This is a genomic window from Streptomyces sp. NPDC098101, assembly GCF_044760185.1.
GTDB lineage: Bacteria > Actinomycetota > Actinomycetes > Streptomycetales > Streptomycetaceae > Streptomyces.
Map to the genome: position 1 here is coordinate 86,861 of NZ_JBIWAS010000008.1, position 22,763 is coordinate 109,623.

Annotated in this window: 18 protein-coding genes and 1 riboswitch; of the genes, 4 read left to right on the forward strand and 14 right to left on the reverse strand. The window is 74.7% G+C overall.

What is annotated here, in order from left to right; all coding sequences use genetic code 11:
- Positions 1-44: 44 nt before the first annotated feature.
- The gene (locus ACIQVI_RS29475; RefSeq protein ID WP_403601322.1) at positions 45-1,022 is read right to left on the reverse strand and encodes a hypothetical protein; all 978 of its coding nucleotides are present in this window, start codon (positions 1,020-1,022) and stop codon (positions 45-47) included.
- Positions 1,023-1,474: 452 nt separating this feature from the next.
- Between ACIQVI_RS29475 and sepH the strand changes: the two genes are divergently transcribed.
- Positions 1,475-2,533 (forward strand): septation protein SepH, encoded by a 1,059-nt coding sequence (gene sepH, locus ACIQVI_RS29480; protein WP_351972012.1) that lies wholly within the window; start codon positions 1,475-1,477, stop codon positions 2,531-2,533.
- A 76-nt stretch (positions 2,534-2,609) separates the two neighbouring features.
- On the opposite strand, the gene ACIQVI_RS29485 is transcribed toward sepH, so the two are convergent.
- A complete protein-coding gene (locus ACIQVI_RS29485; RefSeq protein ID WP_403601325.1) occupies positions 2,610-3,437 on the reverse strand; it encodes a sulfurtransferase in 828 nt (275 codons plus the stop codon).
- 162 nt (positions 3,438-3,599) lie between these two features.
- Between ACIQVI_RS29485 and ACIQVI_RS29490 the strand changes: the two genes are divergently transcribed.
- Positions 3,600-4,370, forward strand: coding sequence for a VOC family protein (locus ACIQVI_RS29490; protein ID WP_403601328.1), 771 nt, complete (start codon positions 3,600-3,602; stop codon positions 4,368-4,370).
- A 36-nt stretch (positions 4,371-4,406) separates the two neighbouring features.
- Here the strand turns inward: ACIQVI_RS29490 and ACIQVI_RS29495 are convergent, their stop codons facing one another.
- From ACIQVI_RS29495 to ACIQVI_RS29510, 4 genes are all read right to left on the reverse strand, one after another.
- Complete coding sequence (locus ACIQVI_RS29495; RefSeq protein ID WP_403601331.1) at positions 4,407-5,792, reverse strand: polysialyltransferase family glycosyltransferase; 1,386 nt, start codon at positions 5,790-5,792, stop codon at positions 4,407-4,409.
- A gap of 3 nt (positions 5,793-5,795) precedes the next feature.
- Positions 5,796-6,761, reverse strand: coding sequence for a glycosyltransferase family 2 protein (locus tag ACIQVI_RS29500; RefSeq protein ID WP_403601333.1), 966 nt, complete (start codon positions 6,759-6,761; stop codon positions 5,796-5,798).
- Positions 6,762-6,900: 139 nt separating this feature from the next.
- The gene (locus ACIQVI_RS29505) at positions 6,901-9,525 is read right to left on the reverse strand and encodes a YfhO family protein (RefSeq protein ID WP_403601336.1); all 2,625 of its coding nucleotides are present in this window, start codon (positions 9,523-9,525) and stop codon (positions 6,901-6,903) included.
- A gap of 163 nt (positions 9,526-9,688) precedes the next feature.
- Positions 9,689-10,306 carry an isochorismatase family protein gene (locus tag ACIQVI_RS29510; RefSeq protein WP_351972413.1) on the reverse strand — a complete coding sequence of 206 codons (618 nt, stop codon included), beginning with the start codon at positions 10,304-10,306 and terminating at the stop codon, positions 9,689-9,691.
- A gap of 175 nt (positions 10,307-10,481) precedes the next feature.
- On the opposite strand from ACIQVI_RS29510, the gene ACIQVI_RS29515 reads away from it, so the two are divergent.
- Complete coding sequence (locus ACIQVI_RS29515; protein WP_403601339.1) at positions 10,482-11,162, forward strand: TetR/AcrR family transcriptional regulator; 681 nt, start codon at positions 10,482-10,484, stop codon at positions 11,160-11,162.
- Positions 11,163-11,436: 274 nt separating this feature from the next.
- On the opposite strand, the gene ACIQVI_RS29520 is transcribed toward ACIQVI_RS29515, so the two are convergent.
- The 4 genes from ACIQVI_RS29520 to ACIQVI_RS29535 all read right to left on the reverse strand — a co-directional run bounded on the left by ACIQVI_RS29520 (position 11,437) and on the right by ACIQVI_RS29535 (position 17,213).
- Positions 11,437-12,087: a thymidine kinase gene (locus ACIQVI_RS29520; protein WP_121828415.1), complete on the reverse strand. Its 651-nt coding sequence runs from the start codon at positions 12,085-12,087 to the stop codon at positions 11,437-11,439.
- A 50-nt stretch (positions 12,088-12,137) separates the two neighbouring features.
- A complete protein-coding gene (locus ACIQVI_RS29525) occupies positions 12,138-13,343 on the reverse strand; it encodes an alkaline phosphatase family protein (RefSeq protein WP_403601342.1) in 1,206 nt (401 codons plus the stop codon).
- Positions 13,343-13,939 (reverse strand): DUF5998 family protein, encoded by a 597-nt coding sequence (locus ACIQVI_RS29530; RefSeq protein WP_121828413.1) that lies wholly within the window; start codon positions 13,937-13,939, stop codon positions 13,343-13,345. Before ACIQVI_RS29530 ends, ACIQVI_RS29525 begins: the two co-directional genes overlap by 1 nt.
- Positions 13,940-14,048: 109 nt before the next feature.
- Positions 14,049-17,213: a GNAT family N-acetyltransferase gene (locus tag ACIQVI_RS29535; RefSeq protein ID WP_403601346.1), complete on the reverse strand. Its 3,165-nt coding sequence runs from the start codon at positions 17,211-17,213 to the stop codon at positions 14,049-14,051.
- Between the two features lie 175 nt (positions 17,214-17,388).
- Between ACIQVI_RS29535 and ACIQVI_RS29540 the strand changes: the two genes are divergently transcribed.
- On the forward strand, positions 17,389-17,670 hold the full coding sequence (locus tag ACIQVI_RS29540; protein WP_121828411.1) for an HPr family phosphocarrier protein: 282 nt from the start codon (positions 17,389-17,391) through the stop codon (positions 17,668-17,670).
- Between the two features lie 187 nt (positions 17,671-17,857).
- Here the strand turns inward: ACIQVI_RS29540 and ACIQVI_RS29545 are convergent, their stop codons facing one another.
- The 4 genes from ACIQVI_RS29545 to ACIQVI_RS29560 form a co-directional block, all read right to left on the reverse strand.
- A complete protein-coding gene (locus ACIQVI_RS29545) occupies positions 17,858-18,541 on the reverse strand; it encodes a GntR family transcriptional regulator (RefSeq protein ID WP_121828410.1) in 684 nt (227 codons plus the stop codon).
- Positions 18,542-18,764: 223 nt separating this feature from the next.
- Positions 18,765-19,535, reverse strand: a complete 771-nt coding sequence (locus tag ACIQVI_RS29550; protein WP_121828409.1) for a M23 family metallopeptidase — start codon at positions 19,533-19,535, stop codon at positions 18,765-18,767.
- Positions 19,536-19,547: 12 nt separating this feature from the next.
- Positions 19,548-19,713: riboswitch (cyclic di-AMP (ydaO/yuaA leader) on the reverse strand.
- Positions 19,714-19,989: 276 nt separating this feature from the next.
- Positions 19,990-21,357, reverse strand: a complete 1,368-nt coding sequence (locus tag ACIQVI_RS29555) for a pitrilysin family protein (RefSeq protein ID WP_351968815.1) — start codon at positions 21,355-21,357, stop codon at positions 19,990-19,992.
- A 26-nt stretch (positions 21,358-21,383) separates the two neighbouring features.
- Positions 21,384-22,730: a pitrilysin family protein gene (locus ACIQVI_RS29560; RefSeq protein WP_351968709.1), complete on the reverse strand. Its 1,347-nt coding sequence runs from the start codon at positions 22,728-22,730 to the stop codon at positions 21,384-21,386.
- Positions 22,731-22,763: the final 33 nt, after the last annotated feature.

The following is a 22,763-nucleotide window of genomic DNA, read 5'->3' on the forward strand; positions in this document are numbered from 1 at the left end:
GGTTCATGAAAACGGCCGCCACGCGTGCGTGGCGGCCGTTCTCGTCATTCGGCTCCGGGCTCCGCCCCGGTGCCGGACCCGGTGTCGGGTCCCGCCGGCGCCGGGACCGACGGGGCGGTCGGGGCCACGGTCGGTCCCGGGCCGGTGGACGGGTCCAGGGTCGGGGCGGTCGGTCCCGCCGTGGGGCCGGTCGGCTCCGGCGCGGGCGTCGTCCCGCCGCCGGTGGAGGCGGAGGGGGTCGGCTCGGCCGACGGGGTCCCGCTTCCCTCCCGTCCGGTGTCCGGCCGTCCGGAGTCCCGGTCGCCGGAGCCCGGGGTGGACCCGGACCCGGAGGGGGTGCCGTCGCCCGGCCGTCCGGTGCCGTCGGACGGGCCGGAGGGCGCGGGGGTGGTCTCCCCGCCCGGGTCCGGCGCGTCCTGTCCGCCGTGCCCGCCGCCGCGGACGGCCGAGCCGAAGGTGGTGGTCCCCTGCCGGCCGCTGAAGTCCTCCCCCGCGACCAGCTCGTAGGCGGTGATGCCGCCCATGGTGACGCCGAAGACCAGGGCGGCGGCGATCGCCGGGCGCTTCCAGCCCCGGACCCGGGTGCCGTGGGTGGTCGCCTCGCCGAACTCCTCCCGTTCCGGGAGGGGCGGCGGGACCGCGGCGAGCAGCAGGGTGGGGTCGTCCCGCTCGGGCGCGGTGCCCGCCGCCGACGCGGTGCCGGCCGCGAGCGGGACCTGCCGGGCCCTGGGCCGGGCGGCGGCGGTCGCGTCGCGGACCTGCTCGCCGGTGCGCCGGAAGACGTACTGGAAGAACGGGCCCCCGCAGGTGGCGATGACGCTGATCACACCGGCGCCGATGATCGTGCCGTACACGCCCAGGGTCGAGGCGAGCTTGGCGGCGATGACCGCGGCCAGGGCGCTGCCCGAGACCTGCGCCACGCTCAGGTCGATCCTTCTCCTGCCGCCCTCCCCGTCCTTCTCCCGCTCCTCCGCCTTCGCCTCCTTCGGCTCGTCCGTGTCGGTTTCCGGCCTGTGGCGCATCTCCAACCCCTGCTGACTCATCCGAGTGCCTTGCACCCAGAAGGGACAAATGGGGGAAGGGAATAGTTCCGTTTCCGGCGTTTCTGTGAAGAGGGACACGCGCGGGGGAGGGCGCGGAGACCCAACTCCCGTGCCGTCCGAGAAGTTGGGCGGCGCGCCTGTCCACCCAGGTGGCCCGAATGGAGTACATTGACGAAACCTGGGTCCGGACGCCCTCACGGGTGCCCGCGATCACGGGAAGGGAGCCGGAGACGGCGCTCGAACCGGCGGCGCCGCGGCATCGCACGGAGACCGATCACGAGGAGTGACCGCCAGTCACTCCGGGTAGTGAAGAGGTAACCGTGCCATAACGGCGTTCCAGGGTCCATGCCCGACACGCCGGGCAACTCGGCAAGGTAGTGGCAGGCTGCACCCGGGCAGGCCACACTCGACTAGCGGAAGCAGCGACGCACGTGACGTCGGCAGGCACCACCCGGGAGGTCCCCATGCCCGAACTGCGTGTCGTGGCCGTCTCCAACGACGGCACACGACTGGTGCTGAAGGCTGCTGACAGCACGGAGTACACACTTCCGATCGACGAGCGGCTCCGCGCCGCCGTGCGCAACGACCGCGCGCGCCTCGGCCAGATCGAGATCGAGGTGGAGAGCCACCTCCGCCCCCGTGACATCCAGGCGCGGATACGAGCCGGTGCCTCCGCCGAGGAGGTCGCCCAGCTCGCCGGCATCCCCGTCGACCGCGTGCGCCGCTTCGAGGGCCCCGTGCTCGCGGAGCGCGCCTTCATGGCGGAGCGGGCCCGCAAGACCCCGGTCCGCAGGCCCGGGGAGAACAGCGGCCCCCAGCTCGGCGAGGCGGTGCAGGAGCGGCTGCTGCTGCGCGGCGCCGAGAAGGACACCGTGCAGTGGGACTCCTGGCGGCGGGACGACGGCACCTGGGAGGTGCTGCTCGTCTACCGCGTCGCGGGCGAGGTCCACACGGCCAGCTGGACGTACGACCCGCCCCGGCGGCTCGTCCAGGCCGTGGACGACGAGGCGCGGGCCCTGATCGGCGAGACGGACGACACGATCGCCGCCGCGCCGGAGCCCAGCTTCCCGTTCGTGCCGCGCATCGCCCGGCTGCCCCGGGACCGGCCGCTCGACCGCGCCCTGGACCGCCAGCTGGAGCGGGCCCCCGCGCCGCCGCCCGAGGCGGAGGACGAGCGGGACTCCCTGACCAGCCTCCTGGAGGCCGTGCCGAGCTTCCGGGGCGACATGGTCGTGCCCGAGCAGCCGGACTCGTCCGATCCCGTGGAGGAGCCCGAGGCGGAGGAGCCCCCGGCCCCGGCCGCCTCGGCGGGCGCGGGCGCCGCGTACGCCGACGTGCTCATGCCCCGCGCCGTCTCGGGCCACCGCGACCGGCTCACCGGCACCACCGACCGCCAGGCCGAGGCGGACGGCGTCCGCCCGGGGCGGCGCGCGGCGGTGCCCAGCTGGGACGAGATCGTCTTCGGCACGCGGAGGAAGAAGCAGGACTGACCTCCGTCCGGAGGTGACGGAGGTGTACGACGGGGCCCGCGCCACGACCACGGCGCGGGCCCCGTCGCGTCCGGTCCTACTGCGGGTCCGGGCCCGTGGCCACCGGGCGGGACGGGTCGGCGGACCACTCCGACCAGGAGCCCGCGTAGAGGGAGGCCGGGATGCCGGCGATCTCCAGGGCGAGGACCTCGTGGGCGCCGGACACGCCGGAGCCGCAGTAGACCGCGACCGGGGTCTCCCCGGCCGCGCCCAGGGCGGCGAACCGGTCCCGCAGGGCGTCGGCGGCCAGGAAGAGGCCCCCGGCGTCGACGTTGTCGGTGGTCGGGGCCGAGACCGCGCCCGGGATGTGGCCGCCGACGCGGTCGATCGGCTCCACGTCCCCCCGGTAGCGCTCGGCCGCCCGCGCGTCCAGGAGCAGCCCCGAGCGGGCGAACGCCGCCGCCCCGTCCGCGTCGAGCAGGCCGAGGGCGCCCGGCTCCGGCCGGAAGTCGCCCGGCTCGGGCGCGGGGACCTTCTCCGTGAGCTCGCCCGTCCAGGCCGCCAGGCCCCCGTCCAGGACCCGCACGTCCGGGTGGCCCGCCCAGCGGAGCAGCCACCAGGCGCGGGCGGCGCCCCAGCCGGAGCCGCCGTCGTAGACGACGACCGGACGGTCCGCCGAGACGCCCGCACGGCGCATCGCGGCGCCGAAGGCCTCCGGGTCGGGCAGCGGGTGGCGGCCGCCGCTCCCGGGCGGTCCCGCGAGTTCCGCGTCCAGGTCGACGTAGACCGCTCCGGGCAGGTGACCGGCCTCGTAGGCGGGCCGTCCGGGGGGTCCGCCGAGCGCCCAGCGGACGTCCAGGAGGACCGGCGGCCGGACCCCGGCCGACTCGCTCTGCAGTTCGCTTGCGGAGATGATGGGCTTCATGGATGCCATACTCGCGCAGCCGCACGGCCGCGCGGGACGGACCCGGCGTCTTTCCCACGGGAGCGCGCCCTCACGGGGCGCGGCCCGGGCGCACCGCGCCACCACCGGTTTCACCATCGGACGGGGGCACGGCCACGACGATGGTCCGAGGAGAGGGTGACGATGACCGAGGCGACTCGGCGCCCACCCGGCACACCCTGTTGGGTGAGCCTGATGGTGCACGGGCTTGACGCCACGCAGGAGTTCTACCGCGCGCTCTTCGGCTGGGAGTTCGTCCCCGGCCCCGAGCAGCTCGGCCCGTACGTCCGCGCCCTGCTCGGCGGCAGGGAGGTGGCGGGCATCGGCCGGCTGCCGGTCGACCGGCACCTGCGCATCGCCTGGACCCCCTATCTGGCCACCGAGGACGCCGACGAGACCGCCGAGTCCATCCGGGGCTGCGGCGGGACCGTCGCGGTGGGCCCGCTGGACGCGGGCGAGGCGGGCCGGATGGCGATCTGCTCCGACCCGACGGGCGCGGTCTTCGGCGTCTGGCAGGCGAAGGCGCACCACGGGACGGCGACGGCGGGGCCGCCGGGGACCCCGGTGTGGAACGAGCTGCTCACGTACGAGACGTCGATCGGCAAGTTCTACCGGACGGTCTTCGACTTCGAGCTGGGTCCGGCGGACCCGCCCGAGGGCGACTACGCGACGCTCTTCGTGGACGGGACCCCGGTGGCCTCCCTGCACGGCGTCGGCGACGCGCTGCCCCGGGACCGGGGCCCGCACTGGATGACGTACTTCGAGGTGGCCGACGTGGACGCGGCCGCCCGGCTCGTCGTGGAGCTCGGCGGCCGGGTCCTGTCCCCGCCGCGCGACGGCACGGCGGGGCGGCTCGCCGTGGTCGCGGACCCGGAGGGCGCGGTCTTCACCCTGGTCAGGTCGGTCGGGCACTGACCGGGACGGTCCGGCCATCCGCCCGTCCGCAGTGGCTCAGCCCCGGCGGCTCCGCGCGAGGCCCCGGCGCAGCCGGGACGCGCCGCCCGTGGCCGGTGCCGCCGCCGTGCCGCCCGGCAGACCGAGCAGGGTCAGCCGTGCGGCGTCGAAGTGGTGGGCCGTGCCGGGGTCGTCGTGGTGGGCGGCCAGGAAGCGGGTCGCCTCCTCCCGGAGCTCCGGGTGGCTCCCGTGCCTCATGCAGTAGCCGACGGCCCGGACCAGGGGCGTGAGCGAGGCGGGGGCCGGGCCGGGGACGGCGGGCTCCTCGCCCCGCTCCAGGTCCGCGACCAGGTGGTCGACGACGGTGAGCGGGATGCGGTTGCTGTTCTCGAAGGGGGTGAGCCGTGCGAGGACCTCGGCCGTGCCCACACGCGCGATGGGGACGCCGTAGTAAACGGCGGCGGTGAGCATCGCCGTGGAGAAGCAGCCGACGACGAGCCGGGGCCGGCACCGCTCGTAGAAGGTCTCGGCCAGCAGCGGCCCGTCGAGGAGCGTCAGGCGCACGCCGGCGCGTTCCGCCTCCTCGTCGAGGGCCCGGGAGTAGCGGGCGGGCGCGGTCGGGTGGGGCTTGAAGACGATCGAGCGGTGTCCGGCGGCGACCGCCCCGCGCAGCATCCGTACGTGCAGCTCCTCTTCCTCCTCGGCGGTGAGGAGGCCGAGGGCGGCGAGGTACTGGCCGAGGAGGAGGGCCGTGGGCGCGGCGGCGGCCGCCCGCGCGATCGCCGGGTCGTCGGCGGCCTCCTCGGCGATCTCGGCGAGGACGGCGCGGAAGGCGTCGTCGGGGACCAGCTCGGGCTCGACGCCGTATTCGCGGAGGAGGAGGGGGCGCAGGCCTGGCACCAGGTCGAGGTGGAGGACCCGGCGGATGCGGCAGGCGATCGACTGGGCGAGGTCGTTGCGGGTGGGGCCGTAGCTCATCAGGCCGTCGGCGTAGACGTGCAGGGAGCTCTCGGGGAAGGTGCCGGCGAGCGCCTTCGCGGGGTTGACCTGGATGGACTCGACGACGAGTTCCACCGGGGCGTCGCCGAGGTCCCAGGCGGTGCGCAGCACGCGCTGCCAGAGCGGGGCCTCCTCGGGGCGGGGGGCCCAGGCGGCGGGGTGGTACGGGTGGATCGTCTCGTTCCAGTCGAGGGTGGCGTCGAAGCGGGCGGCGATCCGCCCGTAGCCGGTCATGGTCTCCAGGCGCAGCGCGGTCTCCGGGATCTCGGCGTTGTGCGAGACGAGGAGGAGGCGGCGGGCGTCCTCGCGGGGGCCGAACCGCCCGGCGTCGAGGGCGGCGGCCAGGGTGGCGGCGCCGTAGAGGGTGGACACCTGGAAGATCTGGACGGGACGGGTGTCGGGGGCGGAGGCCGTATCGGGGGCGGAGGCCGTTTCGGGAGCCATGGGTCAGGCGGTCCTTCCGGTCTCGCGCAGGCCCCGGAGGAGAGTGCTGCGGCGGGTGTCCATGGTGGCGAGGGTCTCGTCGAGGACCCCCTGCGGCATACGGCGCAGCGCGTCGCCGACGTCGGCGCGCAGCCGCCCGGCGACGGCCGGTTCGTACTTCTCGGCCTTGCCCATGTGGAAGGCGATCATCGCGCAGTACGTGCGCACCGCCTTCGGGAGGAAGCGGTCCGCCTCGGCGTCCTCGGCGACCTCGGCGAGCAGGAGGTCGTAGGAGGGGATGAAGTCCAGCTGCCGGTTGTCGGTGATCTGGGTGAGCGAGGTGGTGACGCCCCGCCGGTAGAACACCCCGTGCAGGGAGAGCGCCGCGAAGGTGCGGGCCCTGAGGTGGAGCCGCCAGATCCAGAGGCGGTCCTCGGCGGTCCTCAGGGTCGTCTCGAAGCGGGAGGCGCCGTCCGCGAAGAGGCGGCCGCTGTAGATGCCGAAGGGGACGAAGGGGTAGTCCACCATCGTCACCATGCCGGCCGGCGAGATGCCGTCCCTGGGGTCCATCACGGTGTCGCGCCGCTTGGCGGGGGCGTAGCGGATCTGGCGCTTGCGGCCCTCCGACAGGACGTGGTCGGTGCGGGCGAAGTCGCAGTCCAGGCGGGAGATCCCGGCGACAGCGGCGCTCAGGTGGCCGGGCGCGTACCAGTCGTCGCCGTCGAGGAAGGTGAGGTAGTCGCCGCGTGCCGCGTCGATGCCCGTGTTGCGCGCCTGGGCGACGCCCCGGTTGGTCTCGTGCCGGATGACGGTGGCGTTCGGCAGGCGGTCGCGCCAGCGGTCGAGGACCTCCGGGGTGTCGTCCGTCGAGCAGTCGTCGACGAGCAGGAACTCGAAGGAGGGATCGGCGTTGTTCGCGAGACTGCGCAGGGTGTCGGGGGCATAGGCCCCGACGTTGTGGAACGGTACGACGACGGACAGTTTCGGCACTCGGTTTCCCCACACTGAATCGGACTGTTGAACGCCGTTTACGGCGGGCACGGTAGCGGCCCGCCCCTCCGGCCGGACGAGCCCCGCGTGCACGCGGGGTGAACTTTCGCCGTCCTCCCGGGTCGTCCGGGACGGCCCGTCAGCCACGGGCCCGCCCGCGGTGCAGGACGCCCGTGGCCACGAGCGCGAGGAGCGCGGCCGCGCCCACGGCGCCGCCGAGGCGGAGGCCCGGCGGCCGGAAGGAGCAGCGGACCGTGTCCGCCCGCCCGTCGAGGGGGACGGCGACGAGGCCCTCGTACGCGCGCGCGGGGCGGAGGTCCGCGTCTCCGGCGGCGCACCTCCAGCCGGAGATCCGGGGCACGGCGAGGACGGCGACGCCCGTACTGCCCGGCGGGAGGGCGGCGGTGACGGTGTGTCCGGTGGTACGGACCCGGGTGGCGCCGGTGGCGGCGAGCCGGTCCACGGCGGCGTCGAGCCGGGCGCGGACGAGGCAGCCGACCGGTTCCCGGGGCAGCCGCGCCTTGCCCTCGGGGCCGAGGGCGATCCGCACCTCGCCGGATTCGGGGACGGTGCCGAGGGCGCCCATGGGGGCGGTGACGGCCGGTGGCCTGCCGTCGAAGCGCACGGGTTCCCCGCCCGCGAGGGCCGCCGTGCCCCGGTACTCGGGCGCCCAGAACCAGACCCGGGAGCCGGCCGGGCAGCGGGCGGTGAGGACGCGTCCGGTGCGGCGGGGGACGGGCCGCTCGTACACGGAGGCGCCGAGGAGGCGTTCCTGCCGGGCGAAGGCGGAGTCCCCGGCGGGTCCGGCCGGGCGCGGCGCCGGACGGACGGTGACCAGGGGCGGTACGGGGGTGGTGGTGGCGGTGACCGAGGCGCGGGGCGGCGCGTCCCGCCGTACCGGCTCGACGGGTTCGGAGCGGATCCGGGTGCCGACGGAGAACAGGGCGTCGGTCACGGGGTTGTCGAGGGTGACCGGGTGCCGGCCCTTGGCGTAGGAGCCGAAGCCGAGGGAGGTCAGGGTCCGGGAGGTCGTCCCGGAGGTGAGGCTGCTGTAGTACTCGGCGCCCTGGCCGCCGACGAGCAGGGCGTCGTTGCCGCCGGGGACCTCTCCGGGGTCCGTGCGGTGGCGGGGCCAGGCGTCCGCGCGGGCCGCCTCGCGGGCCACGGCCTCGTGCCAGGGGCCGGTCCGGGGCGACCAGGCGACCTCGCCGCGCTGCCGTTCCTCGATCCGCTTCCCGGTGACGGCCGCCTCGCCCGCCTGGGCGGCGACGAGCAGGACGACGGCGAGGAGGGGCAGGGCCCGGCGGCCGACGGCGGAGGCCTTGGCGGTTCCGGAGGCCCCGGCGGTCTTGGAGGCCCCAGCGGCCTCGGCGGCCCCGGCGGCCCCGGCGGCCCCGGCGGCTCCGGCGGCCCCGGCGGCTCCGGCGGCTCTCAGGGCGAGCAGGACGGCGACGAGCGCGAGGAGCGCGGCCGCGCCGAAGGCGGGGAAGGTCCAGCGGTCGATGTCGGCGCTCCCCCGGGCCGTCCACGCGAGGAGGCCGAGCAGGGCGCCGCCCGCGAGGAGCGCGGCGGGCCGGGGCACTCCCCCGGCGACCGAGAACCAGGCCGCGACCAGCAGCAGGCCGCACAGCACGAAGGCCTGACGGTACGGGACGCCGTTGGGCGAGGCCCCCGCGTGCCAGAGCAGATGGGTGGGCTCCCACTGGAGGGAGAGCGTCACCAGGACGACGGCGGCCGTCAGGGCGGCCCGGACGCGCGGGGCGACGGCCCGGTTGAAGGGCAGCGTCAGGGCGAGGGCGAGGGCGGGCGTGCCGATGAAGAGCGCGGGGCTGGCCGAGCTCGCGGTGGCGGGCAGGAGCCGGGCGAAGACCTCCGTCCAGGCCACGGGGACGAAGGTGACCTCCGGGGTGGGGTCGGCGGTCTTCGTGCCGAGGAAGACGACCGCGACGAGCGGCGCGGCGAGCCCGACGCCGAGGAGGACGCCCCGGGCGGCGCGCAGTGCCCCGGCGAGGCGCTGCCGGGCGGTGGCGGTCTCCTCGGCGGTGAGCAGCCGGACGGCGAGGACGACGGCCGCGCCGAGGGTCGCCATGTACGCGGTGTAGAAGTTGGCGGTCCAGGCGAGGGCGACGACGAGCGGCCCGAGGACGGGACGGCGGCCGGTGCGGGCCCACTCGCCGACCAGACAGAGCAGCGGGAAGGCGACGAGCCCGTCGAGCCACATCGGGACGGTGGAGCCGAAGTTGAGGGTCCAGCCCGAGAGGGCGTACGCGGTGCCGAGCACGGCGGCGACCGGCCAGGGCCCGGGGCGCAGCCGCAGGAGCAGCAGCGCCATGGCGGCCCCGGCGGCGGCGATCTTGACGGCGGTGACGACGTACAGCGCGAGCTCGATCCGGTCCGCCGGGAAGAGGACGACGAGCAGGGCGGCGGGGCTGCTCAGGTACGTGCCGATGTCGCCGAGGAAGTTGGCGCCGAAGCCGGAGTTCCAGTTGAGGAAGGCGTCGCCGTGCGTCTCGCCGAGGAGGAAGGAGCGCCAGTAGGCGTGGTACGGCAGGTACTGCTGGCCCAGGTCGACGACGTTCCTGGTGACCGGGCCGAAGGGGTGGCCGCGGGAGAGCGCGGTGGCGAGGCAGAACAGGACGGCGGTGAGCAGGGCGGCGGCGCCCGCGGCCCGCGCTCCCCCGCCCCGGCCCCCGGACCGGGGGCCGGGATCCGTGTCCTCCCCGCCGTCGACCTGGTCGAGCACGGTCTCGGCGGCGGGGGGCACACGTCCTCCAGGGGTCGTACGGCGCGGGGTCGCCCGGAGGTGGGGTCGTCACGCACGGGCCGTCGCCATTACCGCCGAGGCGGGCGACCCGCAACCGATCGGCGGGCGATGTCCGGGCGCACCTCGGGTGAACTCCCGGTGCCGCGCGCCCTCCCCGTACGGATCAGGCGGCCGGGGCCGGGGCGGCGAGCTCGTCGACCGTGCGGACCACCGTGCCGAACAGGTCGGAGACCGTCGTCAGGCTCGCGGCCGCCAGCGCGTCCGACGACAGGACGGTGCCGTCCGGCGCCGCCAGGGGGCGGGTGGCGGTGGCCTCGGCGACGACGGTGGGGCGGTAGCCGAGGGTGAAGGCGCCCTGGGCGGTGAACAGGACGCACAGGTGGGTCATGAACCCGGCGAGGACCAGGTCGCCACCGGCGCCGAGGTCCTTCAGGACCTCCTCCAGGTCCGTGCCGCGGAAGGCGTCGGGGAACCGCTTGACGACCACCTTCTCGCCCTCGGCCGGGGCGACTTCGTCACTGAGGGCGCCGATCTCGGCCCGGATGTCGTACGGGGTGCCCTCGCCGCCGTCGTTGACGACGTGGACGACCGGGGTGCCGGCGGCGCGGGCGGCCGCGAGCAGCCGGGCGCCGGCGGCCACGGCCTCCTCGGCCCCTTCGAGCTTCATGACGCCGGTGCGGTAGGTGTTCTGGAAGTCGATCATGATCAGGACCGACTCGCTCAGCCGGGGCGGCTCCTGGGGGAGGCCGATCACTTCGCGCAGGGGGGTGGACGCGGTCATGGCGGTTCCTTTCGGTCGGGCGGGAGGGGTTCGACGGGGCGCCGCCCCGCGAACGTCAGCAACGCTAACACAACACGTAATCATCGATTACACAGAAGTGAGCACCTCTCCGCCCACTCCGCCCCGGCCAGGGGATTCCCCAGGTCCCCCCTGTTAGCGCTGCTACCGTGGGGGCATGTCGACGGCCCGAGAGCGCATCCTGGAAGCCACCGAGGAACTGCTGGCGGACAAGGACGCGCTGGCGATCTCGACCCGGGCCATCTGCGACCGGGCGAAGGTCGGGATGCCCGAGATCTACCGCCAGTTCGGCGACAAGCAGGGGCTGCTCACGGCGGTGGCCGACATCGGCTTCGCGCGCTTCCTCGCCGAGAAACGGCGGAACCCGCTCACCGACGACCCGGTGGCGGACCTGCGCACGGCCTGGGACAGCCACGTCACGTTCGCGCTGCGCAACCCGTACCTCTACCGCCTGATGTTCACGCCGACGGGCGACGCCAAGCCGCGGGCCATCGAGGAGGCCCGCACGATCCTCCTGAAGGCCGTGGAGCGCTGCCGCGACGCCGGCCGCCTGCGGATGCCCCCCGAACTGGCCGGTCAGTCGATCCTCTCCGCCAACGTGGGCGTGTGCATGATGGCGCTCTCCTTCCCCGACCTCTTCGGCGAGCCCGACATCTCACGGGCGGTACGGGACGCCGTGATCGGCCGCGCCACGGGCGCCGGCACCGGCGCCGAGGAGGAGGACACCCGCATCGACACGGCGACGGTCCTGGCCCGGGCCCTGTTGGGGACGCTGACGGGGACGGAACCGGTGGACGGCGCCGCACTCGACGCGTTGACGGCGCTTCCGGCGGAATGAACCCCTCGCGGGCGAACCGGGTGAACAGGGCGACGGGCCGTGCGCGTCTGGCCTGATGGGGCGTTGAGCGGCCGTCGGCCCGGATCCCGGACTGGGGGTGTGCCAACGGGAACGCGGGAACGGAACGCCCGGTGAAACGGATCCACTTCACCGCCCAGGACCTCATGTACGGGCTGCGGACCATCCCGTGCCCCTGCAACCGCGACCGGAGCTGGCGCTGAGTCGGGACCCGTCCGGCCGGGGTTACCCGAGGTCGCGGGGGTGGGCGGGAACGTCAGGCGTGGTTGACGGGGAGGACGTCCGGGGAGAGGGCGCCCGCGTGGGCCGAGGCCGCAGTCATCCGCTTGCGGTGGTGACGGCGGCAGAGGACCTCGTAACCGATCTCCTCCGCCGGGCGGTTCACGTCGCCGACCACGACCTGCTCGCCCTCGACGACCATCTCCCCGCCCACCGTACGGGCGTTGTGCGTGGCCCGGGCGCCGCACCAGCACAGGGCCTCGACCTGGAGCTGTTCTATGCGGTCCGCCAGCTCGATCAGCCGCTGCGAGCCGGGGAAGAGCTTCGTGCGGAAGTCGGTGGTGATGCCGAAGGCGAAGACGTCGAGGCCCAGGTCGTCGACGATGCGGGCGAGCTGGTCGATCTGCTCGGGGGCGAGGAACTGCGCCTCGTCCACGATCACGTAGTCGGCCTTGCCGCCCTGGGAGAGCTGGCCGACGAGGTACGCGTACACGTCCATGCCCCGCGGCGCCTCGACCGCCTCCGTCACCAGGCCGAGCCGGGAGGACAGCTTTCCCTCGCCCGCCCGGTCGTCGCGGGTGAAGATCACGCCCTGGAGGCCGCGCGCGTCGCGGTTGTGGGCGATCTGGAGCGCCAGGGTGCTCTTCCCGCAGTCCATGGTTCCGGAGAAGAAGACCAGCTCGGGCATGACGGGTCGGGGACCTTTCGGGGCGTGGACGACGGAGGGAGGGGGAAGGGTCAGGAGCGCACTTCGAGCAGCGGGACGAGCTGCTCGGCGGGGGTCATGGACCCGTGCATACCGGCCATCGCGGACTCGTGGGGCTCGTTGACGGAGGCCGTGATGGCCACGTCGTCGTGGGCCGCCACGACGACGTCCCCGATCCGCCCGTACACGCGCTCGTCGACCTCGTCCCCGAACCAGCCGAGGGCGATGGCCTCGTCGCGGCCCGCGACCCAGAACTGCTCGCCGACGACCTCGCGCCAGCAGGTGAGGACATCCGCCTCGGCGCCGCGCACGGCGTAGACGTGGCGGGCGCGTCCCTCGCCGCCGAGGAGGGCGACGCCGGCGCGCAGCTCCCAGTCCTCGTCGAAGTCGATGCGGTGCCGCTCGTCGAACGGGATGTCGACCATGCCGTGGTCGGCCGTGACGTACAGGGCCGAGCGGGGCGGCAGTTGCTCGGCGAGCCGTCGCACGAGCCGGTCGACGAACATCAGCTGGCCGCGCCAGGCGTCGGAGTCGATGCCGAACCGGTGCCCGGCGCCGTCGAGTTCGCTGTAGTACGTGTAGACCAGCGAGCGGTCCCCGGCGGCGAGCTGCTCGGCGGCGAAGTCCATGCGCTCCTCGCCGGAGAGCCGCCCGTGGAACGTTCCGCCGCTGAGCGCGATCTGGGTGAGCGGGGTCTGCGCGAAGATCGGGGAGGACACCTGGGCGGTGTGGATCCCGGCCTCGTGGGCGAGCCCGAAGACGGTGGGGTACGGCTGCCAGGCGCGCGGCGGGGTCCACGGCTTCCAGCGCAGCTGGTTCATCAGCTCGCCGGTGTCGGGGTTGCGCACGGCGTAGCCGGGCAGGCCGTGGGTGCCGGGGTGGCGGCCGGTGCCGACGGAGGCCAGCGAGGTCGCGGTGGTGGCGGGGAAACCGGCGGTGATCGGACGGCCCGTGCCGCCCCGCGAGGAGCCGAGGAGCGAGGTCAGGTAGGGCGCCTCGTCCGGGTGCCGCTTGATCTGCTCCCAGCCGAGCCCGTCGATCAGGAAGACGCAGTTCCGGTCGGCGGGGGCGAGTTCGGCGATCCGGGGGGTGAAGCCGGGCACCTCCTGGCCCGCGACGAGCGTCGGGAGGAGGTCGCCGAGGGAGCCGGTGGCGTACTCGGGCACCGGCGCGGTCTCCGGGGCGAGCGGGACCGGATCGTCGGGCCAGCCGTGGGACGCGGCGGCGGGCTGCGCCATCAGCGGGTGGCGGCGGCGGTGGCCGCGGTGGCTTCGGAGAGCGCCTGGGCGAAGGCGAGGGTCTGCCGGACGGTGTCCGGTCCGTCCCCGGCCTCGCTCACCCGCAGGCTGAGGTCGTCGGCGGTGGCGTTGCCCGTGTAGCCGTGGTCGGCGTCGCAGTTGGCGTCGCCGCAGGCGGCGGGCTCCAGGTCGATGCGGGAGACGGCGCCCCAGCCGATGGTGAGGACCACCTCGCGGGGCAGGGTGCCCGGCGTGTACGACTCGGGGTTGGCGACCACGCGGCTGACGACGACCGACGAGATCCGGTCGAGCTTCACGGACTCGGTGGAGGTCGTGGCGTACGGGGTCGGGGAGCTGGTGTCGGCGGCCTGCTCGTCGGTGTGGCTGACGATGAAGCGGTTCGGCGTCAGGACGAGGACGGTGACGTGGCGGCGGACCTCGTTCGCGTCGAAGGTGGTCTCCTGGTGCACCACGTACGACGCGACGGCCTCGCCGCCGACGGCGGCCTCCACCGCCTCGGCCACGAGGGCCGGGTAGTAGCCGCTGCGCTCGATCGCCGCGCGCAGCCCCTGGGTCGTCGTACCGGTCTTCGCCATGGACTCCATCCTAAGCCCCGGGTAAGGACGGCTCGGCCGGTTGCGGGGACGGCGGGGCGGTTCGGAAGGGCCGGGGCTGTGACATCCGACTCCCTCGCGGCGGTCGCGTTCAGTAGTTCGGCAGGCTGCGCGGGCCGAGGTCCGTGCGGGGCGGGGGCGGGGCCAGGCGGACGGTCGCGCCGAGGACGGAGAGGCCGCGGGGCGCCACGACCACCGGTTCCAGGGAGACGGCGACCACCTCGGGGTGGTCGTCGACGAGCCGGGAGACCCGGAGGAGGAGCTCCTCCAGGGCCGGGGTGTCGACGGGCGCGGAGCCGCGCCAGCCGAAGAGCAGCGGGGTGGTGCGGAGGGAGCGGACGAGCTCCGCGACGTCCCGGTCGGTGGCCGGGACGAGCCGGTGGGCCGTGTCGCCGAGGAGTTCGGAGGCCGCGCCCGAGAGGCCGAAGGAGAGGACGGCGCCGACGGCCGGGTCGATGGCCGAGCGGACGACGGTGTCGACGCCCCGGGGCACCATGGCCTGGACGACCGGCTGGAGCTCCTCGGGCTTGCCGAGGACTTCGGTCAGCTCGGCGTAGGCGGTGCGGAGCTGTTCCTCGGTGGCCAGGTCGAGCCGGACCCCGCCGAGGTCGGGGCGGTGGCGCAGGTGCGGGGCGGTGGTCTTGAGGGCGACGGGGTAGCCGAGCCGGGCGGCGGCCGCGACGGCGGCGTCGGGCGTGGGCGCGGGCAGGGTCGGCAGGGCGGTGATCCCGTACCGGGCGAGCAGCTCGCCGGCCTGGTCGGTGCCGAGGGTGACGCCCCGCGGGTCCGCCTCCGTGTCGCCGAGCACCCGCCGGATCAGGGCGGCGGCCCCCGCCTCGTCGATGTCCTCGTACTCGGGCACCCGCCCGGGCTCGGCAGCCTGCCGCCGCCACTGCCCGTACCGCACGGCCTCGGCGAGCGCCCGCACGGCCCGCTCGGCGGCGGGATAGGCGGGGATGGTGACGGTACCCGGGGACCGGGCCGGGTCGGTGGCCGTGCCCGGCGCGGGGTCCTGATCCGGGTCGGTCGCCGGGGCCGGTGCGGGGGCTTGGGCGGGGTCGGCGGCCGGGGCCGGTGCGGGGCCCTGGGCCGGGTCGGTGGCCGGGAGCGGGCCGGAAGGCTGGATCGGGTCGGAGGACTGGATCGGGCCGGGGGCCTGGGCCCGGTCGGGGTGCTGGGTCCGGCCGGGCGGCGGGGTCGGTTCGGTGGCGGACGCGGCCGCCGGTACGGTTCCGGGCCCGGCTCCCGGAGCCGCCCCCGTACTCGTGTCCGTACCCGTACCCACTCCCGTACTCGTCACCGCCCCCCGCCCCGCCGCAGGCGGCCTCGTGCTCGTGGCCACCGCCAGGGCCTCCGCGAGGCCGCCCATCTCGACGTGGACGACGACGACCGGCTTCGTCGGGGCGGGGGCCGAGGCGACGGCCTCGCGGAGGGCCGCCGCGAGGACCTCCCCGTCGCCGAACTCGGTGGCGCCGTCCTCGCCGACCCACGGGATCGCGGTCACGACGACCGCGTCGGACGTCTCGTCCGCGAGGGCCGCCGCCAGCGCGTCCCGGAAGTCCGCGGGGACCGCCGAGGTCGTCAGGTCGAGGGGCCGCAGCGGGCGCAGTCCCTCGGTGAGGCAGGCGTCGTACGTGAGGAGGCCGAGCGACTCGGAGTTGCCGAGGATCGCGACCCGGGGCCCGGCGGGCAGCGGCTGGGCGGCGAGGAGCAGCCCGGCGTCCACGAGCTCGGTGACGGTGTCGACGCGGATCACCCCGGCCTGCCGGAGCAGCGCGGAGACCGTGGCGTGCGGGACGCGGGTGACGGGCACGCGGTGGCCGGGCGGGGCGCTGCCGCTGTGCCGGGCGCCCTTGACGACGACGACCGGCTTGACGGCGGCGGTGCGGCGGGCGAGCCGGGTGAACTTCCGGGGGTTGCCGATCGACTCCAGGTAGAGGAGGACGACGTCGGTGCCGGGGTCGTCGTACCAGTGCTGGAGGAAGTCGTTGCCGGAGACGTCCGCGCGGTTGCCGGCCGAGATGAAGGAGGAGAGCCCGGCGCCCCGCCGGTGCAGTCCGGCGAGGAGGGCGATCCCGATCGCGCCGGACTGGGTGAAGAGCCCGATCCGCCCGGCGGCCGGCATCTGCGGTGCGAGCGAGGCGTTGAGCCGGACGTCGTCGGCGGTGTTGATGATGCCGAAGGCGTTGGGCCCGATGATCCTCATGCCGTACGAGCGGGCCTGCCGGACGAGCCGGCGCTGCCGCTCGCGGCCGTCCGGGCCGCTCTCGGCGTATCCGGCGGAGAGCACGACGAGGCCCCGGACCCCGTGCGCGCCGCAGTCCGCGACGGCCTCCGGCACCCGTTCGGCGGGAACGGCGACGACGGCGAGGTCCACGGGTTCGCCGATGGCGGCGACGGAGCGGTACGCGGGGACCCCGTCGAGCTCGGCCGGGCCGCCGTCGCCGTCGCCGGTTTCGGGGAGCGCGGCGTTCACCGCGTACACGCGTCCGGTGAAGCCCGCGCCGAGGAGGTTGCGCAGGACGGTCCGGCCGACGCCGCCGGGCGCGCGGCCGGCGCCGACGACGGCGACGGAGGCGGGGGTGAGCAGCCGCTGTACGGAGCGGGCCTCGGCGCGCTGTTCGCGGGCGCGCTGGACGGCGAGGGACCGGTCGGTGGGTTCGAGGTCGAGGTGGAGCCGTACGGAGCCGTCCTCGAAGCTGCGCTTCTGGGTGTAGCCCGCGTCGGTGAAGACCTTGATCATCTTGGTGTTGGCGGGGAGCACCTCGGCGGCGAAGCGCCGGATGCCCCGCTCGCGGGCGACCGCCGCGATGTGTTCGAGGAGGGCGGAGGCGACGCCCCTCCCCTGGTGCGCGTCCTGGACGAGGAAGGCGACCTCGGCCTCGTCGGCCGGGGCGGAGGCGGGCAGTCCGCGGTCGTCGATGCGGTCGTAGCGGACGGTGGCGATGAACTCGTCCCCGACGGTCACCGCGAGCCCCACCCGGTTCACGAAGTCGTGGTGGGTGAAGCGGTGCACGTCCTTGGCGGAGAGGCGGGGGTAGGGGGCGAAGAAGCGGTAGTACTTCGACTCGTCCGAGACCTGCTCGTAGAAGCTGACGAGCCGGTCGGCGTCGTCGGCGGTGATGGGTCTGATCCGCGCGGTGCCGCCGTCGCGGAGCACCACGTCCGCCTCCCAGTGGTCGGGGTAGGCGTGCTCCGGCGGTTCCGGCGTTGCCTGCGGTTCCGCCGCTTCCGACTGCTCCGACGCGCTCTGCATGGGGTCAGCCTACGACCGCGGCGCGCGTGGAGCACCGGTCGCGCGGTGGGGGTGCGCGTTGCAAGGTGGGGGGAGCCGAAAGGCGGTCCGGTCCGGGCCGAAGGTCGGTGTGAGCACCTCGCATCCCGTGAGAGACTGGTCTAGACAACCCGCTTGAGACTTGAAGGGCAACACCATGGCTGAGCGCCGCGTCAACGTCGGCTGGGCCGAGGGCCTGCACGCCCGCCCCGCGTCCATCTTCGTCCGTGCCGCCACGGCTTCCGGCGTTCCGGTGACGATCGCCAAGTCCGACGGCACCCCGGTGAACGCCGCCTCCATGCTCGCGGTGCTCGGCCTGGGCGCGCAGGGCGGCGAGGAGATCGTGCTCGCGTCGGACGCCGACGGCGCCGAGGCCGCTCTGGACCGCCTCGCGAAGCTGGTCGCCGAGGGCCTGGACGAGCTCCCCGAGACCGTCTGACCCCTCGCGCCCCCCGTACGCCGAAAGGCCGTGGTCGCCGGAATTCCGGCGACCACGGCCTTTCGCTTTTCCGCTCCCCCGCCCCGGCGTCCCCGATTTCCGGACGTCCGGATTTCCCGGCGCCTCGATTTCCGGGCAGCACAAAAAGGCCCCGCGGAATTCCTATTCTTTGTATACGGTGCGCGTGTTAATTCCGACCGCTCGTCGTGTTGACGACGTGTTGCGAAACCCTCACACGCCCGCGCTCCGGCCTCTTGAGCCGGTGCAGCGACATCGAGCGCTCCGCGTGCAGCACGGTGAGGGCCCTGGCCCGCTCGGCGTCGCCGCGCGCCACGGCGTCCACGATCGCGCCGTGCTCCGCCCAGGCCTCCACCGGCCGCTCGGGCTGCTCGACCGCGTACATCCAGGCGATCTTGTGCCGCAGCTGGGTGAGCAGCGCCGTCAGCGGCGGGCTGCCGGAGGCCTGCGCGAGCGTCTCGTGGAACCAGCCGCCGAGCGAGCGCAGGTCCTCGCCCTGGCCGCGCCTGGCCCGCTCCTGGCCCAGCCTGACCAGGCCGCGCAGCACCTTGAGGTGGGCGTCGGTGCGCCGCTGCGCGGCCCGCGCGGCCCCCAGCGGTTCGAGCAGGGCCCGCATGTCGAGCAGGTCGGCCGCCTCCTGCTCGGTGGGCTCGGCGACGTGCGCGCCCGCGTGGCGGCGGGTGAGGACGAAGCCCTCGGACTCCAGGGTGCGCAGCGCCTCGCGGACCGGGACGCGGGAGACCCCGTACCGGCGGGCGAGCTGCTCCTCGGTCAGCCGGCTGCCCCGCTCGAAGACGCCGGAGACGATGTCGTCCCGGATCGCCGTGCATACCGAGTGCGCGGGAATGCGCATGTGTCCGACCTCCGCCTTGGTCCGCGCGAGACAATTCGAGCGGCGCCTGTTCTGCGCCTGATCCGCGACTCTATTGCAGCACGCCGGAATTTCCGATGCCCCCATGGAATCCATGACGGCCTTTTGGCCCACGGCAGGACGACGAAAAGCCCCGGCTCAGTACGAGCCGGGGCTTTTGCGACGCGGAGGGCCCCCGGTGGTCAGGGGCGCGTGGGACGCCGGGTCAGACGGCGACGCCGCGGGCGCGGAGGTAGGAGACCGGGTTGATGTCCGAGCCGTAGTCGGCGCTCGTACGGGCCTCGAAGTGGAGGTGCGGTCCGGTCGAGTTGCCGGTCGAGCCCGAGACGCCGATCTGCTGGCCCGGCTCGACGGTCTGGCCGACGTACACCCCGATGGAGGAGAGGTGACCGTACTGGGTGTACGTGCCGTCGTTCATCCGGATCACGATGTTGTTGCCGTACGCGCCGCCCCAGCCGGCCTCGACGACGGTGCCGGAGCCGACGGAGACGACCCGGCTGCCGTAGGCGGCGTGGAAGTCGACGCCGGAGTGGCTGCCGGAGGACCAGAGCGAGCCGCCGGTCTGGTAGCCGGTGGAGACGTACGAGCCGGCGACGGGGAGCTGGAAGGAGTTCAGGCGGCGGCGCTCGGCCTCGCGGGCGGCGCGGGCCCGCTCCTCGCGGATCTCCTTGGCGCGGGCCTCGGCCTTGCGCTTCGCCTCGGCCTTGGCCTTCTCCTCGACGACGGCCTCGAAGGCCTGCCGGTCCTGGGCGTCGGCCTGGGCGTTGAGCCGGTCGACGAGGGAGTCCTCGGTGATCACCTGGGTGAGACCGGTGTCCTCGGGGGAGCGGTTGTCCGTGTCGGCGGCGAGCGCCGGGGAGGCCAGGGTTCCGATGACGCCGGTGGTGGCGAGCGTCGCCACGCCGGCGATGCCCGCGCCGCGGCGCGCCATCCGGCTCGACCCACGATGCTTCCCGGTGGCACGGGTGAACGCCATGAAGACGTTGTTCCTTTCCTTCCTTCTCGCCTACCGGGTTAGCTGACGGGTTCGGAGCAGGAAGGTCTCCTACGGGCCCCTCCGTACGGGACGAAGGCGTCCGATTCACCCCAGGGACTGCGTGCGGGTCCCCGGCTCCCCAGGCTCGCGCCTGACGGGGACTCGGCGATGACTGTCCGGTGCCGCGGGCGCGGCGGGTGCAACTGGCGAACAGCCGGACCGACGGTATGCGGAGCCCCAGTCGATCACCAACCGAACACGGCCTTTTGTAAGACATGCCACAGGGCAGATGATCACCCTTGCCGTCAATACGGACAATTCACCGGGTGGTTCGCCGGTCGGGCCGCCGGGACCCCTCTCGTACGGGTGCGCGGAGGACCCCGACGTGACGGCTCGTCGGGGTCCTCCGTCCGCCCCGGCCGGTGGCGCCGCGCCTCCGGCCGGACGGGGCCGATCAGCCGCTGACGACGGTGACTTCACCGATCCCGAGCGCCCGCACCGGCTCCGCGATCTGCGCCGCGTCGCCCACCAGGACCGTGACGAGCCGGTCCACCGGGAAGGCGCTGACCACGGCCGCGGTCGCCTCGACGGTGCCGGTCTCGGCCAGGCGCGCGTACAGCTGGGCCTGGAAGTCGTCCGGGAGGTGCTGCTCGACCTGGTCGGCGAGCGTCCCGGCGACCGAGGCGGCCGTCTCGTACTTGAGCGGCGCCACCCCCACCAGGTTCTGCACGGCCGTCTCCCGCTCGGCGTCCGTGAGCCCCTCGGCGGCCAGGGTGCGCAGCACCTTCCACAGGTCGTCCAGGGCCGGGCCCGTGTTGGGGGTGTCGACGGAGCCGCTGATGGCGAGCATCGCGGCGCCGTTCCCCTCGGCGTCCGAGCGGAGCACCTGCCCGAAGGCCCGCACGCCGTACGTGTAGCCCTTCTCCTCGCGCAGGACCCGGTCCAGGCGCGAGGTCAGGGTCCCGCCGAGGCAGTACGTGCCGAGGACCTGGGCCGGCCAGACGCGGGCGTGCCGGTCGGGGCCGATCCGGCCGATGAGGAGCTGGGTCTGGACGGCGCCGGGGCGGTCCACGATCACGACCCGGCCGGTGTCGTCGGCGGTGATCGGCGGCATCGGCAGCGGCTCGCCCGGCTCGCCGGTCCAGGCGCCCAGCGTCTCCGCGAGGACCTTCTCCAAGTCGACCCCGGTCAGGTCGCCGACGACCACGGCGGTGGCCGTGGCGGGCCGCACGTGCGCCTCGTAGAAGGCGCGGACCGCGGCGGCGTCGATCGCCCCGACGGTCTCCTCGGTACCCTGGCGCGGCCGGGACATCCGGGAGTCGGCCGGGAACAGCTCCTTGGAGAGCTGCTTGGCGGCGCGCCGGGCCGGGCTGGCCGTCTCGTGCGGGATCTCGTCCAGGCGGTTGCGCACCAGGCGCTCGACCTCGGTGTCCAGGAACGCCGGGGCGATCAGGGCCTCGGAGAGCAGCCCGAGCGCCTTGGGCAGCCGGGAGACCGGGACCTCCAGGGAGACCCGTACGCCCGGGTGGTCGGCGTGCGCGTCGAGGGTGGCGCCGCAGCGCTCCAGCTCGGCCGCGAACTCCTCGGCGCCGTGCCGGTCGGTGCCCTCGGAGAGGGCGCGGGCCATGATGGTGGCCACGCCGTCGAGACCGGCGGGCTCGGCGTCCAGCGGGGCCGGCAGGAAGAGCTCCACGGCCACGACCTGCTGGCCGGGGCGGTGGCTGGTGAGGACGGTCAGACCGTTCTCCAGGGTGCCGCGGTCGGGGGCCGGGAAGGCCCAGGGGCGGGCGGTGCCCGGCGCCGGCTGCGGGTGGAAGTCCATGCTCGTCAAAGACGCGGCAGTGTCGGTCACCGGTCCGCCCCCTCTTCCTCGTCGCTCTCGCTCTGTTCGGTGGTCACCGGCTCGTAGACCAGGACCGCGCGGTTGTCCGGGCGCAGCCGGGCCGCGGCGGCCTCCCGGACCTCCTCGGCCGTGATGTCGAGGACGCGGTCGACGGCGGTCAGGGCGAGCTGCGGGTCGCCGAACAGGACGGCGAACCGGCACAGTTCGTCCGCGCGGCCCGCGACGGTGCCGAGCCGGTCCAGCCACTCGCGCTCCAGCTGGGCCTGCGCGCGCTCCATCTCCTCGGCCGTGGGGCCCTCGGCGGCGAACCGGGCGAGCTCCTCGTCGACGGCCGCCTCGATCTCCGGGACCTCGACGCCGCCGGACGTCTTGACGTCCAGCCAGCCGAGCGAGGGCGCCCCGGCGAGCCGCAGCAGGCCGAAGCCGGCGGCGACGGCCGTGCGGTCCCGGCGGACCAGACGGTTGTGCAGCCGGGAGGACTCCCCGCCGCCCAGGACCGTCAGGGCCAGGTCGGCGGCGTCGCACTCACGCGTGCCGTCGTGCGGCAGCCGGTAGGCGGCCATGAGGGCGCGCGCCGGGACCTCCTCCTCGACGACCTCGCGCAGCTGCTCGCCGATGACGTCGGGCAGCTCGCCGGAGCGCGGCGCGGGCTTGCCGTCGTGGCCGGGGATGGAGCCGAAGTACTTCTCGATCCAGGCGAGGGTCTGCTCCGGGTCGATGTCGCCGACGACGGACAGCACCGCGTTGTTCGGGGCGTAGTACGTGCGGAAGAACTCCCGCGCGTCCTCCAGGGTCGCCGCGTCCAGGTCGGCCATGGAGCCGATGGGCGTGTGGTGGTACGGGTGGCCCTCCGGGTAGGCGAGGGCGGTCAGCCGCTCGAAGGCCGTGCCGTACGGCACGTTGTCGTAGCGCTGGCGGCGCTCGTTCTTGACGACGTCCCGCTGGTTCTCCATGGACTCGTCGTCCAGGGCGGCGAGCAGCGAGCCCATGCGGTCGGCCTCCAGCCAGAGGGCGAGCTCCAGCTGGTGCGTGGGCATGGTCTCGAAGTAGTTGGTGCGCTCGAAGCTCGTCGTGCCGTTGAGCGAGCCGCCGGCGCCCTGCACCAGCTCGAAGTGCCCGTTGCCGTGGACCTGCTTGGAGCCCTGGAACATCAGGTGCTCGAAGAGGTGGGCGAGCCCCGTGCGGCCCCGGACCTCGTGGCGCGAGCCGACGTCGTACCAGAGGCAGACCGCGGCGACCGGGGTCAGGTGGTCCTCCGAGAGCACCACGCGCAGGCCGTTCGCCAACCGGTGCTCGGTCGCTGTCAGGCCGCCGGAGCCGGCCTCGGCCGTGGCCGTGTGACCCATGGGCATGTACGTCCCTTCGATCGCGATGTGAAAAAGTCC